The 20,179-nt window shown below is 48.6% G+C and carries 2 protein-coding genes; both read left to right on the forward strand.

Features of this window, described 5'->3' with window-relative positions:
- Window positions 1-110 precede the first annotated feature (110 nt).
- Window positions 111-13,250: an amino acid adenylation domain-containing protein gene (locus tag ABLA85_RS02075; protein WP_367960922.1), complete on the forward strand. Its 13,140-nt coding sequence runs from the start codon at window positions 111-113 to the stop codon at window positions 13,248-13,250.
- A gap of 63 nt (window positions 13,251-13,313) precedes the next feature.
- A complete protein-coding gene (locus tag ABLA85_RS02080) occupies window positions 13,314-20,165 on the forward strand; it encodes an amino acid adenylation domain-containing protein (RefSeq protein ID WP_367960924.1) in 6,852 nt (2,283 codons plus the stop codon).
- The last annotated feature ends 14 nt before the right edge of the window (window positions 20,166-20,179 follow it).

Genomic DNA, 20,179 nt, shown 5'->3' on the forward strand with positions numbered 1-20,179 from the left:
AAGAATGGATTTGGGGAATATGCCTTTTCTGGCATGGCGCCTGGGGCTGTTTTGTCACGTATCAAAGCTGTTTTGTCATGTAATCGTGTTTTATTGAAGGAAGATGGCTAATGGTGATTTCAACCAGATTTGAGCAAATCGTTGTACGTTTCCCGGAAAATATTGCGGTGACACAGGGAAACGAAAGCTTGACCTATCGTACCTTGTCAGGGCGTGTTACTGGACTTAGTCATATGTTGCATCATCAGGCTGAAAGTCAGTACGTCATGACGTTGATGGAAGAGAGTATTTCTCTGATAACGGCAGCATTAGCCATCATGAAAGCCGGCAAAGTGTTTGTTCCATTATCCCCTAAGTTACCGGAGCAACGCCTTGCCACACTACTGGCACAATTCCGTGGTGCAACTATTATCACTTGCCGTCAATGGTTGCCCCTGCTGGAGCATCTGTCAGAAGATTATTCGCTGGTGCTGGCTGATGAAGTGCAGGAAATTCATTCAATTCCTTCGTTATTCGCGGGAGAGCCGGAGCGCTCACCATCTGCCGGTAACACTGTCAGCACACATAACAACAGTGGCATCCATCATCACAAACCCGCCTACGTTTACTTTACATCGGGTTCTACCGGGCAACCTAAAGCCATATTAGGGCGCGAAGACAGTTTATTGCATTTTATCCGTTGGGAAAGCCGTGAACTGAATCTGACGCCCGCAGACAAAGTCAGCCAATTGATAAACCAGATGTTCGATCCCTTCCTGCGTGATATGTTGTTACCTTTGCTCAACGGGGCAACATTGTGTATTCCTCCTGCCCACGATATCCGTTATTCGCCGCAGGAACTGCTGAGTTGGATACGCGAACAGAGGATCAGTATTACTCACCTTATTCCCTCTTTGTTTCAGGTTTTGCTGGAGTGTCCACAATCCAGTAACGACCTGCAATCTTTGAGATATGCCGTTCTGTCGGGTGAAATGCTGAAAGGATCACTGGTAGAGCTGTTTTACCAGCGTCAGTTGCGACAAACCCAATTAATCAACCTGTATGGGACGACAGAAACTACACTGGCGAGAGTTTACTATCGTGTCACAGAGAAAGATGTCCAACGTGCATTGATCCCTGCCGGTAAACCGATAGACGATACCACTATTGTCGTTGTTGATGAGCAAGGCGAAACAGTTCCGGTTGGAACCGAAGGGGAAGTGTGGATTAGCACTCCCTTTATGAGTGCGGGTTACTTGTCAGCCGAGTCTGAAAATAACTTACGTTTTATCACACCGGAAAAAGGGAAATTGGCTGGTCAGCCGGTTTACCGGACAGGTGATTTGGGACGTATTGATGAGCAGGGGAATTTGATCCTGCTTGGCCGTAATGACTTTCAGATCAAAATCAATGGTCAGCGCCTTGAAACGGCAGAGATAGAGAGCCTGCTTGAACAACATCCAGCGGTACAACAAGCGATTGTACAGGCGTTTGAACAGTCACAGAAACCGTCACATAGTGTGCGACTGGTGGCATTTATCCGTCTGGCACCGGAAATGACAGTAACGGCAGAAACGTTAGATGCCTATCTGGCTCCCAATCTGGCAGCCACTATGCGCCCTGCTGATTATCAGTTCTTGTCACTGTTTCCGCTGTTATCCAATGGCAAAATTGACCGTAAAGCACTGCAAGCACCGGCTATCCGCCAGACATACCAAAACCGACAGGATATTGTTATCCCACAGGGGGAACGGGAAACAAAACTGGCCGCTATCTGGCAATCGCTGTTGCATATCAAACAAGTCGGACGTGACGATAGTTTTTTTGCACTGGGAGGGGATTCCCTACAAGCAATTCGCATGATTGCACAAGTGCGGGAAAAAATGGGGCTGAGTTTGCGTTTTGGTGAACTGTTCCAGCACCCCACGCTTGCCCAGTGTGCAGCGATATTGCGTGTTGATGAGCTGTCAGAGGGAATAGCGGAGGAGATAACAGTAACCCCGCATACTGCCAGCTATGAACAGCAGGGTATTTACCTGATCCAACAAACCGCTTCTTCCAGTCCGATTTACAACATGGCCTATGTTGTCCAGTGGCAGGGAGCACTGTATCATCAGCGGTTACAACAATCCCTTGACGCTTTGATCGCCCGTTATGACGTATTGAGAACCCGTTTTCTGATGCAAAAAGGGGATATCATTGCGCAGGTAGCAGAGCATCTTTCTGCCAGTCCGGTTACTGCAAAGGTAATCTGGCAGGATCTGAGCCAGTATGGCCCACAGGCTCAAGCGCAGGCAGAAAACATTATCAGCCAATTTGCGACCTTACCATTTGAATTAACCGAGCCACCCTTGCTACGTATGACAGGGCTGACACTCCGGCCACATAGTCATCTGATTGTACTGGCCTTCCACCACTTAATTGTGGATGACGAATCAGTGAAACGGCTGTGGGATGAATTATTGGAAAATTACAGCCTGCTGCAAGCAGGGAAAACACTTGAGATCCGGCCCGCTCGTTATGGTCAACGGGAACATGCACGTCTCCAGTATCAACGGATCAATGGGGCTGCGGGCATAGCGGCCCGTCAATACTGGCAGCGTCAGTTGGCAGGAACACTCCCACTGATCCAATTACCTTATGACTTTCCGACACCTGCCATACGCAGTTATCAGGGAGGGCGTTTGCCATTTAGCCTGCCCACTGCATTCCGTGAGCAGATTGATACATTAGCCTATCAGTATGGTGTCACACCTTACCTGATCTTACAGGCCGGATTTATTGCATTTCTGGCGCGCTATTCACGTCAGAGCGACATTCTGTTGGGAACACCCGTTTCCAACCGTCACTACAGTGAGGAGCAACAGCCGGTTGGTCTGTTATTCAACGTATTGGTGATGCGTAATCAGGTTGATACCCGCCAATCATTTGAACAACTGCTGGCTCAAGTTAAATCCACCTTTATTGATGCCGTTGCGCATCAGGATATGCCGTTTAGTCAATTACTACCTCTGCTAAAAAGCAATTTATTACAAAACAATGGGGAAGATAATCATCAACCGGGGCTTTCTCCACTGTTCCAGACTCTGTTTACCTACCAGAATATACCGCTCACCGGTAAACGCATGGGGGCTATGCAGCTTTCTCCATTACGCCAGTGGGATATGCAAATCGCCAAATATGAGCTGACACTGGAGATGTGGTGTGAAGAAGGGGAATTACAGGGAATATTTGAGTATGCCAGTGATCGTTTTCTGCCAGAGACGATTTCCCGCATGGCGGAAAACTTCTGCCATTTTCTGCCGCAATTGATCGAGCAACCGCAACAGGCCATCGGGCGGGTTTCTTTGCTCAGTCCTGCACAGCAACAACAACTGGCTGAGTGGAACCGGACTGAACAACCATTCAGCGATAATGCCGGCATTCACCAGCTTATCGAGCGTCAGGTGCAGCGTGTACCAGACGCCATTGCGGTTGAATTCGGTCAGCAATCGCTGACTTATGCTGAATTGGATCAGTGTGCCAACCAACTGGCTTATTTTCTGATCCAACAAGGGGTAGGGCCAGAAGTTTGCGTCGGATTAAGTGTCGAACGATCATTGGAACTGGTGATCTGTTTTCTGGCTATCCTGAAAGCCGGTGGAGTTTATGTACCGATTGATCCTGATTATCCGCTGGATCGCAGTCGTTATGTCATTGAAAATGCTGGCTTGCATCTGCTGGTGACACAAGATCAATTTATGGCACGTTATCAGGATTGCAACCTTCCTTTATTCTCCCTTGAAACCTTGATGCCTCAACTGTCAGCATTCAGTGTGGAAAATCCACGGGTAGATGTCCGGGCAGAAAATACGGCCTATATCATCTATACCTCAGGCTCCAGTGGTAAACCGAAAGGTGTGCCCATCCGACACCGCAGTGTGTGCAATCTGGCAGAAACAGAAGTTGAATTTCTGGCTGTACCACCGAACAGCCGAATCCTCCAGTTCGCCTCTTTCAGTTTTGATACTTCGATCTGGGAAATTCTGATGGCGTTCTGTACTGGCAGCACATTATTAATGGCTCCCCGTCTTGCCATCATGCCTGGCCCGGATTTGCTGGAACAGCTTATTACGCGACGTGTTACTCATGTCACATTGCCTGCTTCGGCGCTGGCTGCACTGCCTGAAGCTGAGTTACCTGATTTGCAGGTACTGTTAGTAGCCGGGGAAGCCTGTGGTGTGGATCTGCTGCATAAGTGGGCCAAAAACCGCCGCTTTATTAACTCCTATGGCCCGACAGAAGCAACGGTAGGTACAACCAATGCTGAGTTGACGATGGACGATGACCGTGTTCACATTGGCCGCCCGATCCCCAACTCACAGGTCTGGATCTTAGATGAGTATGGCGCACCATTACCGATTGGTGTCGCGGGTGAACTTTGCATTGGCGGTGTTGGGGTCGCTACAGGCTACCTGCACCGACCAGAACTGACTGAACGCAGTTTTATCCCCGATCCGTTCAGCTCCCTGCCTGATGCCCGCCTTTATCGTACCGGCGATCTGGCTCGTTATCGGGCAGACGGCAACATTGACTATCTGGGACGTATTGACCAACAAATAAAAATCCGTGGTTATCGTGTGGAACTGGGAGAAATCGAAAGCGCTTTGCGTCAGCATCCAGCTATTTCTGATGCGGTGGCGATGGTGCGGGAAGATTACCTGAATGCCAGCGCTATCGTTGCCTATATACTTACCCAACCTGATATCGCACTTGATCAATCACAGATTGAGTCACATCTGGGGGGATCTCTGCCGGAATTTATGCGCCCTTCCTGCTATGTCTTCCTGCACGAATTTCCTCGATTGCCGAATAATAAAGTGGATAGAAAACGCTTCCCCACACCGATGCGGCAGACGGGCGAAGCCATTGTTGAACCAGCCCGAAATGAAACAGAACAAGCGATTATCCAGGTCTGGCAGACCTTATTGGGGCATCAGGCGATTGGCCGTAATACCTCATTTTTTGCCGCGGGTGGACACTCTCTATTAGCGGCTAAAATGGTCGCAATACTTGCCAGCCAATTCCGGCTGCATTTCAAAGTCAGCGATGTTTTTATCTGCCGAACGCCAATGCGGTTGGCAGAGAGAGTGGATTCAACGGCCAGTACGGGCCCATTAAATCTGTCTGTGATCCACGATGCACCATTGAGCTTTGCTCAACAACGGATGTGGTTCCTTGACCAACTGTATCCTGATAGCTGTCGTTACCACATCACCAGTATCAAAACTTTTGCCAGTATAAAAACGTTTGCTGGCAAGGAGAATGACGGTAATGTGGCTGAAAATAATGTGGAGGTTGGACGGATACAGAAAAGCGTAAACCTGTTGTTCCGTCGCTATCCATCACTCAATCTGCGTCTGCGGATGGAGGGAACCACGCCCCGGCAATATTACAGTGAGCAGTCACCGGACTGCCCACATGAAATTATTGAAGTACAGAATAAACGAGAGTGGCAGCAGCAGTTACAGCAGCGAGCCGCCGGTATGATGCAGACACCGTTCCAGCTCATTGGACAACCCTTGTACCGCCTGTTACTGGTGACGGATGCACAGCAGGGAAGTGCCCTGATTATCTGTCTGCATCATATTCTGGTGGATGAACAGGCACTGGTACAGCTTGATAATGAATTGCTGTCGCTATACCAGTCGGAAGCGAATGGTCTTCCAGAAGAAAATAATCTGTCAGAAGAGGGCATCCAGCAGGCACCTGTGCTTGATTACCTGCAATTCGCAGCTTGGGAGCGCAGCCCTGAAGCGCAACAAGTCTGGCACAGCCAATTAGCGTATTGGCGTCAGGTATATCAGCAATTACCGCCAGTGGTGACATTACCTCAGCAATATCATGCACCTGTTGAAGAATCGAAAGCAGCTTATCATCGCCTGCCGCTGTCCATTGAGCAGACCAGAGCACTGCGCCAGTTGGCGCAACAGCAGGATACGACACTGTTTACCCTGTTATTGGCAGCTTTCCAGATCTTGTTACAGCGTTACAGCAGTGAAGGTGAGGCAACAGGAGATATCGTTATTGGCATACCTGTTTCTCTGCGTGACAGGCCGGAACTGCAATCGGTTATTGGGCTTTTGCTGAATACCTTAGCGGTACGTCAGAATGTCGATATCAGCCGTCCATTTACTGAATTTCTGCTTGATAGTGCCCAGACACTGAATTGGGCAATGGCTAACAAAGACGTTCCGTTTGAACAAGTGGTGGATGCTGTTCTGCCAGCAGAGAAACGTTCACTTTCTCCTTTGTTCCGGATCATGTTTGTGTTTAATGCGCACCAGCAACAGATCAATGAACAGCTTCGTACAGATGCTTGTAATTACGTTATAGACAGTCAGCCAATCGATAATCCAGAAGCTAAATTCGATTTAACCCTGTTTGTACAGGAAACAGCGGATAGTCTGCTATTGTCGGTTGAATATCGTGAGGCGTGTTTTGCACCCGAAATTGTGGCGCAATTAGTGACACATTATACCCGTTTGTTGGATAGCCTGTGTCGTGCGCCAGACCAGCCTGTCTATCAATTGGCAATGTTGTCACCACAGGAGCGACAGCAGCAGTTAAGCGATCTTAATGCCACAGTACAACCCTTGTTGCACCCAGTGGTGCATCAATGGTTCGAACAGCAGGTGTGCAGAACACCCCAGGCGGTTGCCCTGTGTGAGCAGTATGAAACAGGGTTAGCATTGAGTTATGACCAGCTTAACCAACACGCTAATCGGCTGGCGAATGATTTACTGGCACAGGGGATTGGTGAGGGTTCACAGGTTGGGATCTGCCTGCCACGTTCAGCCATGCTCGTCGTAGCGATTCTGGCGGTATTGAAAACCGGTGCTGCATATGTACCAATTGATAGTACCTATCCGGCAGAACGTGCCCGTTTTATGCTGGAAGATGCACAAGTGGCACAGGTGATTACGACTCATGAACAGGCCGCCAGATTAGCGTTGCCATCGCATCATATTGTACTGCTGACGCCGGAGCTGTTTACCTTAAAACCAGTTGCCTCAAAACCAGTTGCCTCAAAACCAGTAACAGACAATCAGGTTGCTATTCCCAATCCTGATATTGCGATTTCACCGGAACAGCCTGCTTATATTCTCTATACCTCTGGTTCTACCGGCAGGCCAAAAGGGGTCATCATTCCACATCGGGGATTGGGGAACTATCTGCAACATGCCTGTAAACATTATGGTGATCTGACTAAACGGGGAAATACTCTTCATGCCTCTATTTCCTTTGATGCGACGATTACCAGCCTGTTCTTGCCGTTATTACAGGGGCAAACCTTGTTTATCCTGCCTGAAGAGGATGATATTCCGGCACTGGTGCAGGCATGGCAACAATTGCCGGATCTGGCAATGGCGAAAATCACGCCCGCTCACCTGGAGCTCTTAAGCCAGCAATTATTACCCGAACACGCAGGCCGGATACCGCTGCTGGTGATTGGCGGAGAAAGTCTTTCTGCCAGCGCATTGCGTTTCTGGCGGCAACATGCACCGCAGGTCAGAATTATCAATGAATACGGCCCGACAGAAGCTACCGTGGGCTGCTGTATTTACGACATACTGGCGGGAGACGTCAAAGGGGATGGTGTATTGCCAATTGGTCGTCCGATAGCCAATACCCGGCTTTATCTGTTGGATGAGTGTCAGCAACTGGTGCCGTTCGGTTCAGTTGGTGAACTGTATATTGGTGGGGCTGGAGTGGGTCTGGGCTATTTCAATCGTCTTGATCTGACTGAAAGCCGGTTTATTACCGATCCTTTCTTTCCGTTATCACAGGAAAAACTGTCATCACAGGGAAAACTCTATCGGACAGGAGACTTAGCGCGTTACCTGCCGGACGGAAATTTACTGTTCCTCGGTCGCAAAGACCAGCAAGTTAAACTGCATGGCTACCGGATTGAACTGGAAGAGGTAGAAGCTCAGCTTGCGGCTTGTCAGGGTGTTGCTCAGGCGGCAGCGGGTATGCGGGACATTTATGGACGCCAGCATCTGGTGGCCTATCTGGTGTTGAACACTCCTGCTGCGGCAGAGCTGGAAAATGTGCGGCAGGAACTGAGTCAACGACTGCCGATACCTATGCGTCCTACCCAATGGGTCTTGCAGGAAACATTACCACTCACAGCTAACGGCAAAATTGATCGTAAGGCGCTGGCACAAATCCCTTTAACTGAGCAACCCCGTCACACTATGCGCCGGATGCCGATGACGGCACTGGAAAAACAACTGACAGAAATCTGGCAACAAGTGTTGGATCAGAACAATCTGGGGATTGATGATGATTTCTTTGTTCTGGGAGGAGATTCCATTCTCAGCCTGCAAATAGTGTTCAGAGTACGGGAGATTGGGCTGCGGATCACACCAAAAATGCTGTTTGACTATCCGACTATTGCGGGATTAGCCGCCGTGGTAACACAGGTAAATAACATTGATGGCAACGCTGAGGGCAACACTCAACCCGTGCAGGGAGAATACGCTTTACTGCCAATTCAGCATTGGTTCTTTGCACACCATCATGCTAATCCACACCACTATAACCAGTCTTATCTGTATGTACTGGAGGAAGGAACAGACATATCGCTTTTAGCGCGGGCATTGGCTCTGGTGGTCAATCAACATGATGGTTTGCGCTCTCGTTTCTCATTGGCAAACGGTTATAGGCCGGATTATGGGCAGATAGGAGAACCTGTTACAGCGTGGCAGATAGAACAATGTCAGATCACAGAAACCCCGGCAAGAGAAGCGCTGGTACAGGCCGTTGCTGAACGTCAGGCACAATTGAATATTGAACATGGCCCGTTATTGACCGCGACCCATTTTATTACCGCAGAAGGGAATTATCTGTTGCTGGCAGTGCACCATCTGGTGATAGATGGCGTCTCATGGCGCATTTTTACGGAAGATTTAAGTTATTATTATCGAACATTACTGGCAGGGGAAAACCCACGTCTGATGGTAAAAAGCGCCTCTTTGATTGAGTGGTCATCTCACCTTGCGGATTATGCTCAATCTGAACAGTCACAGGATGAATATCATTTCTGGCAGCAAAAACTGGAGCAAACTGTAGCTCCGTTGCCCTGTGATCGGGGAGAAAAACCTTTCCCCGGTTTAGTTAAAGAGTCGGTTAAGCACCGGTTAGCACTGGATCTTACGGCCACCACAAATCTGGTTCAGCACACCGGACACGCCTACCGTACCCATGTTGGGGATTTGTTACTGGCAGCGCTGGCAGCAACACTGCAACACTGGAGTGGTTCTGAATTACTGCATGTGGACATGGAAGGACATGGACGGGAAAGCCTGCATGAAAATGTGGATGTCAGCCGGACAGTTGGCTGGTTTACGGTCATTTATCCTCTGTTGTTGTCACTACCTGCATCTTGTCCGCCTGCTCAACTGCTCCAGTTGGTTAAAGAAGCGATACGTCAGGTGCCTTATAGCGGAACAGGTTATGGCGCACTGCGCTATTCCCGCTACACTCAGACATCCACCAATAATCAACTGCCTGTTATCCCTGCGGCAGATATCTGCTTCAACTATCTCGGACAATTTACCCGGACCTTCCATCAGGCGCCATTACAGGGCGTTGCAGATATTGGACTGGCGCACCGTCATGCGGCGGATAACTCAAGGTCATATGCACTGGAAGTAGATTGCTACATTGATGAGGGACAATTGCAGATAGAGTGGACGTATAACCACCAGTGTTATCAGCATGAAACCATTGATAAATTGGCAATGGCGATGAAAGAGCAGATTCTCCGGCTGACTGAACATTGCATGGCACAGACTCAGACCACTTACACGCCGTCTGATTTCCCGCTTGCCCGTTTGAATGACGAAACATTGCGCCAATTGCAGCAACGGTATGGTGTGATGGAAGATATCTACCCGCTGACTTATACCCAAGAAGGTATGCTGTTCCACTCTATGGCTGGACAAGGCAGCGGGCTGTATCACGAACAGTTGTGTTTTACTTTATTCCATAATAACCCGTTTGATGGCGTGGATATTACCCGTCTACAGCAGGCATGGCAGCAGGCGGTGGCTTACTATCCTGTCCTGCGCAGCCATTTTGAAATGAGTCTTGCCGGTGAGCCATTGCAAATCGTGATGCCTCAGCAGGAACTGGATTGGCGGCAACATGATCTGCGGCTGCATAACCCGTCTGATGCAGAACAGTATCGCCAAAACTTGCTGGCGGCAGATCTGGCGGAAGAGTTTATACCGGAACATGGCGCGTTATTCCGTATTACCGTGCTGCAACTCCCGGATGAACAAATACAACTTTTGTTCAGCCATCATCATGCCATTCTTGATGGATGGTCAGTCAGACTGTTATTAACAACGGTTGAATCCTTCTATTATCGTCCGGCTGATATCTTGCCACCTGCACCGGCATTTAAATCCTTTATTCGCTGGCAACAGCAAAACCGTAAAGCATGTCAGAATTATTGGCAGGCGCAATTAGCTGATATCAGGGCAGCGACACCGCTGCCTGCGGCTCATCCGATCAAGACAGCCAGTCAGTTGAAACAGCGATATTCATTTCATCTGACTACAGAACTTTCTGGTCAGTTGGCAGAAACAGGACGTCGTCACCGTTTAACCATCAGTACCCTGCTTCAGGGGGCATGGGCATTACTGTTACAACGTTACAGCCAGCAGGACGAATGCCTGTTTGGCATGACAGTATCCGGCCGACAGGCAGAATTAGCCGGCATCGATAAAATGGTGGGACTGTTAATCAGTACATTGCCTATTTATATCACCAGCCATATGAATCAATCCGTTGCCGATTGGCTGAGCGCCATTCAACAGCAACAGCGGGAGCATGAAAAATTCAGTGATATCTCGCTGGCGGATCTGAAATCCACTTGTGGTTTGCCGGCATTTGATACCTTGCTGGTGTTTGAAAATTATCCGCAATCCGGTGCACGGGAAAACCTGTTTAAATTTACCCAGGCCACGGAAAGCACAAATTACCCATTGGTATTGGTCACGGCTTTCTCTGACAGCTTACATGGCGAATTGGTCTATGACACGGGCCTGTATGATGCAACTACTGTGGCCCGTCTGGCAGAGCACTTTATCCGCATTCTGACCCAGTTAATGAATAACATGACTGGTGTATTGACAGACGTTGCATTGCTGGATGAGCAGGAAAAACGGCAATTGCTGACCCAATGGCAGGGGCCAGTATTGCCGGTTTTTGCGGGCAATGTGTATAGCCTGTTTGCGCGTCAGGTACAACGTTCTTCCCAACAAATCGCTGTGATAGATGGACAGCGACAGGTCAGTTATGCGGAATTGGAGCAGCAGGTTGAACAGATAAGCCTCCGCCTGTATCACAGTCAGATTCATGCGGGTGACAGAGTTGCACTCTATTTGCCACGCAGTCTGGATTATATTGCTGCCATGCTGGCAGTCAGCAGAATGGGGGCTTGTTATGTGCCAATTGACATCTCTTACCCCACAGAGCGGGTCACCTATTTATTGTCTGACAGCCAAAGTTGTCTGGTGTTGACCCATCAGGCGTTGGTTGCATCTCTTATGCCTGAAATTGCTGTACTGGCACTGGATCAGGAACCAGAGTCTGTTCCGACATATTATTTATCGCAACAATCGTTACCCCCCGTGGCTGATGATGAAAATGCACTGGTCTATCTGATTTACACCTCCGGCTCTACAGGAATGCCGAAAGGCGTCATGATTGAACATCGCAGTCTGATTAACTACCTGACTGATACCTGTTGGCGTTATCAGGTCACTGAGAATACCCAAAGCTTGTTCCATTCATCCGTCAGTTTTGATGCCACATTAACTAGTCTCTATCTGCCGCTGTTGCATGGCGGCACCATTACCGTGATACGGGATGATGCGGATATTGCTTCAATGGCGGAGATATTACGGCAACCATTACCACCGTATTCGTTACCACCATATTCATTACAAAAGCAGAATGGTCATCTGTTGAAAATCACGCCTGCCCATCTTGGTATTTTGGGGGAATATCTGGATGTTGCCGCGAAATCCCGTGTTCATTCATTAGTCATCGGGGGAGATGCGCTGAGTTGTGAAACCGTACAGGAATGGCTGACTGATGTAGCCGATATTGGCGTGTTCAACGAATATGGCCCCACAGAGACGGTTGTCGGGTGTTGTGTTCATCGTGCAGATAAACATCAGGACTTACAGGGCACGATGCCGATTGGTCTGCCAATCGCTAATACTCGCCTGTTTGTACTTAATGACGATTTGTCTCCAACCCCATTTGGCATGGCAGGAGAGTTGTATATCGGTGGTTTGGGTGTGGCAAGAGGTTATTGGAATCGCCCTGAATTAACCGCAGAAAAATTCATCACGATATCCATTCCACAAGAGGGCATGTCACAAGAGGAGATACCACAAGAAAAAGTACGGATTTATCGCACAGGAGATCGAGTCTGCGCCTTGCCGGATGGTGAATTGCTCTATCTTGGTCGTTGTGACCGACAAATCAAACTACGCGGCTATCGTATTGAACCGGGAGAGATTGAGGCTCAGCTTATGCAGCATCCCCATGTGCAGCAAAGTGCTGTACTTGCTTATTCCGGGCTTGCTAATGCCGATAAGCAGGGCGAGATACGGCTAATAGCTTGTGTATCCCTTAAATCAGCAGCGAAAGCCAATGCTGTGTCTCCAGAATCACTTTTAGGGCAAATGTCAGGACAACTGCTTGATTTTCTCAGCAGACAATTACCCGCACATATGCTGCCGAACACCATTGTACTGTTGGATGAGATGCCTCAAACCACGAATGGCAAGATTAATTATCAAGCTTTGTTGGCGCATTTGCCGGAATATTTATCTGAGTGGCAGCAGAAAGAATTACAGCAGAAAAAACAGGAGGGCAGCGTTTTACATATCCCGCAAACACCGCTGGAAAGCCGTCTCAGGGATATCTGGAGTGAGGTACTGCAACAACAGATAGGATGTGACCAGAATTTCTTTGCTTTGGGAGGGCACTCATTGCACGCCTTACGCATTGCTGCCCGTATTGAACAGCAACTGGCAGTCAGGATCTCTCTGGCTGAACTTTTGCAGTGCCAGACAATTAAACAGCTTGCTCATTTACTGGAGTCTCATATGACCGGGGGAGATCGTGTTCGTCACAACACGATCTCTCATAGCACAGGCCCTCAAAACACCATAAAACGTGTCGTACGGGAACGGAAATAAAGAAACGATAACAATGAAATATGCCCGACACCTGTAAAGTGAAGGGTATTTGCCGGAGGTTTTATGCAGGAAAATACATTTCAATTTAAGGCATCCCTAGCGCAAAAACGTTTGTGGTTGCATGAACAACTCGAACAACAATCGGCTATTTATCACATCACGACTGCGCTGGTGCTTGAGGGAAAATTGGATATACCGGCACTTCAGCAGGCTATTAGCGACATGGTAGACAGGCACGAGTCTTTCCGTACAGATTTTGTTTATCAAGATGGCACGCTTTATCAGCGTTGTCATGAATCGGTCTCTTTAGCGCTGGTAACGGTTGATTTGTCCATGCTGAGTGAAGAACAGCAAAAGCAACGTTTACAGCGGGACAGCCAACGGCCATTTAATTTACAACAAGCTCCTCTGTTGCGTTTTACCTTGTATCGTTGTGGGGATGAAGACGGAGAAGATCGCCATTATCTGGTGATGGTATTACACCATATTATTTCTGATGGCTGGTCTGCCGGTATTATCAGTCGTGAACTGACCGCTTGTTATAACGCTCGTCGGCAGGGTAATGTCCCTGAATTGCCGCCGTTACCCATTCAATACATTGATTACTCGGAATGGCAGCACCAACAGCATGAAAATACTGAATTTGAGACATCGCTGGCATGGTGGAAAGAAAAACTGTCCGGTGTTGAACCCATCGCTCTGCCTTTTGATTACCCACGCCCTAATCGTTTGAGTCTGCGTGGTAAAACGCATTGCTTCACTTTATCCCCTGAATTGACTAAGGCCTTGACACAACAGGCGCAGCAACAGAATAAGACGTTATTCTCCACCTTGTTAAGTGCGTTTTACCTGTTACTTTATCGTTATAGCGGCCAGACGGATCTGGTTGTGGGTTCTCCGGTCTCAGGACGTGGGCAACTGGAACTGGAAGGCGTTGTCGGTTTCTTTGTGAATACGTTGGCTTACCGGATTGAACTGGAACCCCACGCCACGTTTGCCGAATTGCAGCAGCAGGTTTTTGATACGGTTCTTGACGGCCTGTCGCATCAACAGGTGAGTTTTGAACAACTGGTAGAAGCGATCAATCCCAAACGTGACCTGAGCTACTCCCCGTTATTTCAGGTGATGTTTGCTTTCGATGGTTCTGACTCTGCCGGATGGCAGTTTGATGGAATGAAAGCCACGCCATTCACATTATTGGGGGATCACGCCAAATTCGATTTGACCTTATCCATGGAAAAAGTGTCATTGGCCGATGGCGCAGAACAATTGCGGGGGGCATTGGAATACAGCAGTGATCTGTTTGATGAAGCGACTATCAGACAGTTTGAGGCGAATTTCCACTTCCTGTTGCAGGAAATCGCCCAGAATGCCCAAACCGCGCTGATGGATTACCAGTGTATCAATGAGGCTGAAAAACATTGGCTTGTGCATGAATGGCCACGCCAACTGAGTCATCATCCGGTGACACAGACGCTGCATCAGGCGTTTGAACAACAGGTTTTGCGTCGTCCGCAAGCAATTGCCCTGAGTGCTGATCATGGACGGATGCTGACTTATAACCAGCTTAATCAGCGGGCCAACCAACTGGCACATTATATTCTGCAAATCCGGCGGCAAATAGAAACAACCACAGAGTTTACACCGCGGGTTGGTCTTTGCCTGGAGCGTGATGAGGAGATGCTGGTGGCTATTCTGGCTGTACTGAAAGCCGGATTGGCCTATTTACCGATTGACGGCAGCCACGCGCCGGAACGGGTGCGTTTCTACGTTGAAGATGCCAATGTTCAGTTGGTGATTGGTATCCCTCAATATCGAACCCTGTTTGACCACGAAAAAGTGGATTATATCTGCATCGATACGGAAAAAACCTTTATCCAGACCATGTCTTTGGCTAATCCTGATATACCTTGTCAGCCGGATGCACTCGCTTATGTCATTTATACCTCAGGCTCTACCGGTGTACCGAAAGGGGTGGAAATACCCCATGCCAATGTCATGCGGTTGTTCAGCGCCAGTGAACGCCATTTTACATTTACAGAAAATGATGTCTGGACACTCTTCCACTCCTGTGCTTTTGACTTCTCCGTATGGGAAATATGGGGGGCGCTATTGTACGGTGGTCGTTTGAGCATTGTGCCTTATTGGGTCAGCCGGACACCGGAGCATTTCTATCAATGGGTACAACAAGAAAAAGTCACGGTGTTGAATCAGACACCGTCTGCTTTCCTGCTCTTTATTACGGCAGATGATCAGTTGAGTGAAGCGCAAAAGAACGACATGGACCTTTCGTTGTCACTGCGCTATGTGATTTTGGGCGGTGAAGCGCTGGAGCCGGCTAATTTACTGGGCTGGTTCAAAAAACACGGGGATGAAAAACCTGAAATCATCAACATGTACGGCATCACCGAAACCACAGTGCATGTGACTTACCGCAGAATTAGGCAGGCTGATGCCTTGCAAGGCGGCAAAAGCCCGATTGGTGAAGCGCTGGATGATCTGGAAATTTTCCTGCTGGATAAACAGGGCAAATTGTCGCTGTTGGGCGCAGTGGGAGAAATGTACGTTGGTGGAGCAGGGGTGGCACGGGGCTATCTGAACCGTCCTGAACTCACCGCACAACGTTTTATCGATAAACGGCAGATTTTCCCACAGGCGGAGGCCGGACAGCGGTTATACCGGAGTGGGGATTTGGCCCGTTTACGGCGTGATGGTTCTCTGGAATACCTCGGACGTGCCGATCACCAGGTAAAGATCCGCGGATTCCGTATTGAACTGGGCGAAATTGAAACCGCTCTGAAACGTATTGGCGCCATTGCACAGGCTGTTGTGATGGCTCACCAATATGAAGGTAATCAGGCTTCTCATTTGGTGGCTTATATCGTACCGGCTTCTCATTCAAGTCCTATATCGTCCGCTGAAACGTTATCAGTTGAAACATTATCAGTTGAAACAATAAGAGCTGAATTAAAACGCACTCTGCCGGATTATATGTTGCCATCGGCCATTATTTTCCTTGATGCCCTGCCATTGACCAGTAATGGCAAGATTGATCGCAAGGCACTCCCTGCACCACAGCAAGTACGGCCACAGCTAGCCAGTGAATATCAGGAAGCACGCAATGAAACCGAGGCAGCACTGCTGATGTTATGGCAGGAGACATTGCCAGTATCCCAGATTGGTATTCACGATAACTTCTTTGCCTTAGGGGGGGACTCTCTGCGTGGGGTGCAATTGACTGGTAAAGCACAGGATCGTGGCTGGCCCTTGACGCTGGTGGATCTGTTCCAGCACCAGACTATAGCAGAGCTGGCTGCCCTGATTGATGAACACGGGGCGAATGAACCGAATAAAGCGTATCAACAGCCGGCACAAAGCATTGCCCCGTTCAGTCAGATTTCAGAGAAAGATCGCCAGTGCTTAGAGGAAAAGCGGGAAAAAATCATTGATGCCTATCCGCTCAGCCGGATGCAGGCGGGGATGTTCTATCACATGAACATGTCTCCTGATGCCAATGTGTATCACTGTACCGGAACTTCCCATCTGCGCGTGAATGGACGATTTGATGAACAGGCATTCAGGGAAGCGACAGCCCAGACCGTGGCTGCTCATGATGTACTGCGCACTGCGTTTGATATGGAAAATTACAGCGAACCTCTTCAGTTAGTTTATCAGTTTGCTGAGTTGCCCATTGTTGTTGAAGATTTGCGTCATTTGTCAGAAAAAGAGCAGGATGAGCGGGCAAAAGCGTTACTGGAGGCGGAACGGGTCAATCCATTTGATCTGCTGAATCCGACACTGTTGCGTTTCTTCATTCAACTGCGCACGGATAACTCATTCCAGTTTACGATGACTGAGTGTCACCCGGTCTTTGATGGCTGGAGTTATAACACCATGATCGTGGAAGTGTTCAACCGCTACGCCACGTTAACAGGACAAGCCAACTGGCAGGCACCGGATAAAAAATCGCTGGAATACCGTGATTTTATTGCTCTGGAGCAAGCCGCTATTGCTGATGAGAAACAAAAAGATTACTGGGCTCAGAAACTGGATGATTGCACTATCCTTGAATTGCCTCGTAAACAGCATACGGACGGGATTAATGATGTCGCCGCATCTGCAACCAGTCCGAAATTGAAATCCTTTTCGCTGATACTGGACAGTACTGTCTATCAGGGATTGCGCCACCTGATGCAGCAACTGAGCGTGCCACTGAAAAGTATCCTGTTGACCGGACATATCAAAGTGATGAGTATTTTCAGCGGAGAGCATGACATCCTGACAGGGATCACTGCCAATGGTCGCCCGGAAGCTCAGGGCGGTGATCATCTGTATGGATTGTTCCTTAATATCCTGCCATTCCGCCAGATTTTGACCCCCGTTTCCTGGCATGAACTGATCCGACAAGTCTTTGCCAACGAAATTGAAGCGATCCCTTATCGTCGTTATCCGTTAGCGGAAATTCAGCGTCAATTTGGTCAGCAACCGTTGTTGGATGAAGTCCTGTTTAACTACATTGATTTCCACATTTACGACCAGATGGTGCCGGAAGTAGGACTGGAAGTTGTGGACAGGCTGCATACTCAGGATGTTTATGAGGGCACTCACTTTACATTAGATGTCCATTTTCAACATCTGACTCTCTCGTCTGCTTTGGCGAGTGATCAAATCTCTGTCCAGCTTGATTATGACGAAAATAAAATCAGCCGTGGATTAGCAGCGAACATGGCTGAATGCTATGCCGCTGTATTTGCTGCTATGGTGGCCGATCCGCAGGCATTGCACTGTGCCAGCCATTTCCTGCCGATAATTCAACAACGGAAGATTGAAAGTTTCAATCAGGGAGCACCGGGCTATCAAGGGCAAGAAACACTGGCAGCATTGTTTGCTGAACAGGCAGCCCGTACTCCTTCAGCGTGCGCAGTTGAATACGGAGAGCGGCAACTCAGTTATCTGGAACTACATCAGCAATCTAACCAATTGGCTCATTTACTGGCACAAAAAGGGGTAAAACAGGGGCAGTATGTTGCTCTGTTATTGGGACGCAGTATTGAGTTAGTTATCTCGGTGCTGGCGCTGGTAAAACTCGGCTCGGTTTACCTGCCACTTAATACCGAAGATCCGGATATCCGGCTGATTGAGCAGATCGAAGATACACAATGTGATCTGCTGATTATTGACAGGCGGGTAACCGACAGGTTGTTGCCTTCGATTGCATCTCATCTTCCTCCCATTTTGTGGCTGGATGAAGAGCAGTCCGCACTGGCACAGATGCCGGTCGCGGATCTGCCGGGCAATCTTAGCCATCACGCGGAAAACCAAGCCAATATACCGGCCTATGTCATGTATACCTCAGGTTCCACTGGTACACCTAAAGGGGTATTGATCGGGCAGAAAGGCATTATTCGTCTGGTCAAAGATGTCAGTTATATTGACTTCCAAACCTTTGGTCGTTGCCTGCAATTGGCATCTGTCAGTTTTGATGCCTCAACATGGGAAATCTGGGGGCCGTTGCTGAATGGCGGCTCTATAGTGATCTACCCGCAGGGTGCCATTTCTGTACTCCTGTTGGAAAAAATCATTAAGGAGTCGGGAGTGGAAAGTCTGTTCCTGACATCTTCATTGTTTAATCTGATTGTTGATGAGCGGCCACAAACACTGCAAACAGTAAAACAGCTTATTTCCGGCGGGGAGGCTATGTCATCATGGCATGCAGCCCGTATTAAGGAGCGCTACCCTGAACTGCTTCTGATCAATGGCTATGGTCCGACAGAAAATACGACTTTTACCACCAGCCATTGTTACCGTGGTACAGAAGGTAACAGTGTACCAATCGGCAAACCGAATGAAGGCAATCTGGTCTATATTCTTGATACCTTCCATCAACCAGTCCCTATCGGCACCGCGGGTGAGTTGTACATTGGTGGTGATGGTCTGGCAATGACATATCTGAATCAGGAAAGCCTTTATCAAGACCTGTTTATTGAAAATCCATTCGATAAATCCCTTTCCGCGCGGTTATATAAAACCGGAGATCGTGGGCGTTATCTTCCTAATGGCGATATTGAATATCTGGGACGCATTGATAACCAGAACAAAATCAGAGGCTATCGGGTAGAGACCGGGGAAATTGAAGCCGTATTGTGTAAACATCCTGATGTTGAACGTGCGGTGGTTCGTGTGATTGAGGAAAACCGGGGCAAACGGATCGCTGCTTATGTTGTTCTGAGTGCCGGACAAACACTGAATACGTTGAAATTGCGCAGTTATCTGGCGGAAAGATTACCCCGCTACATGATCCCGGCCTATTTCAGGGCACTGTCTTCTCTGCCACTGAATGCTAACGGCAAGATCGATATTGCGCAGTTGCCGCACCATGATGTCTTGAGTCATGGGGCAGCTCCGTTTACTGCGACAACGACAACTATTGCGACGACAACCATTGCGACTACAGATATTGCGACTACAGATGCCACGACTACAGAAGCAGAAGCTGTTGTAACGGAGGCTATGGAAGAAGAAAGCCCACAATGGGAATTATCATCCGATCCGACTGTACAGGCTATTCAGCAAGTCTGGGCTGAAGTACTGGATATGGAATTCCCTGATTGTGATGAAAACTTTTTCGATCTGGGAGGCGATTCACTGCTACTGGCTCGTGTTCATCTGAAACTGCATGCGTTGGGTTATAACCGCCTGTCCATTATCGATTTGCTGAATTACTCCACTATTCACCAGCTTGCTCAGTTTATCAACGGCAGGCGTGGACAAGATGATCACAGCGTATCGTCATCAACCATGAACATAGGACAGAAAAATAACGAGATGAGTCAGAGCAATATCGCTGATGGTCGTCAACGTCTGGCTGAAATGCAGAAAAAAATGCAGCAGAAGCAGCAACAGGTAAAGGAATAGCGGGCAAACGGGAA

Source organism: Xenorhabdus sp. SGI246, from assembly GCF_040838225.1.
In the GTDB taxonomy this organism is placed as follows: Bacteria; Pseudomonadota; Gammaproteobacteria; order Enterobacterales; family Enterobacteriaceae; genus Xenorhabdus; species Xenorhabdus indica.

Bases quoted from the DNA above. Each gene is read 5' to 3' on its own strand.
- ABLA85_RS02075 (WP_367960922.1), top strand. From the start codon at position 111: ATGGTGATTTCAACCAGATTTGAGCAAATCGTTGTACGTTTCCCGGAA.
- ABLA85_RS02080 (WP_367960924.1), top strand. From the start codon at position 13,314: ATGCAGGAAAATACATTTCAATTTAAGGCATCCCTAGCGCAAAAACGT.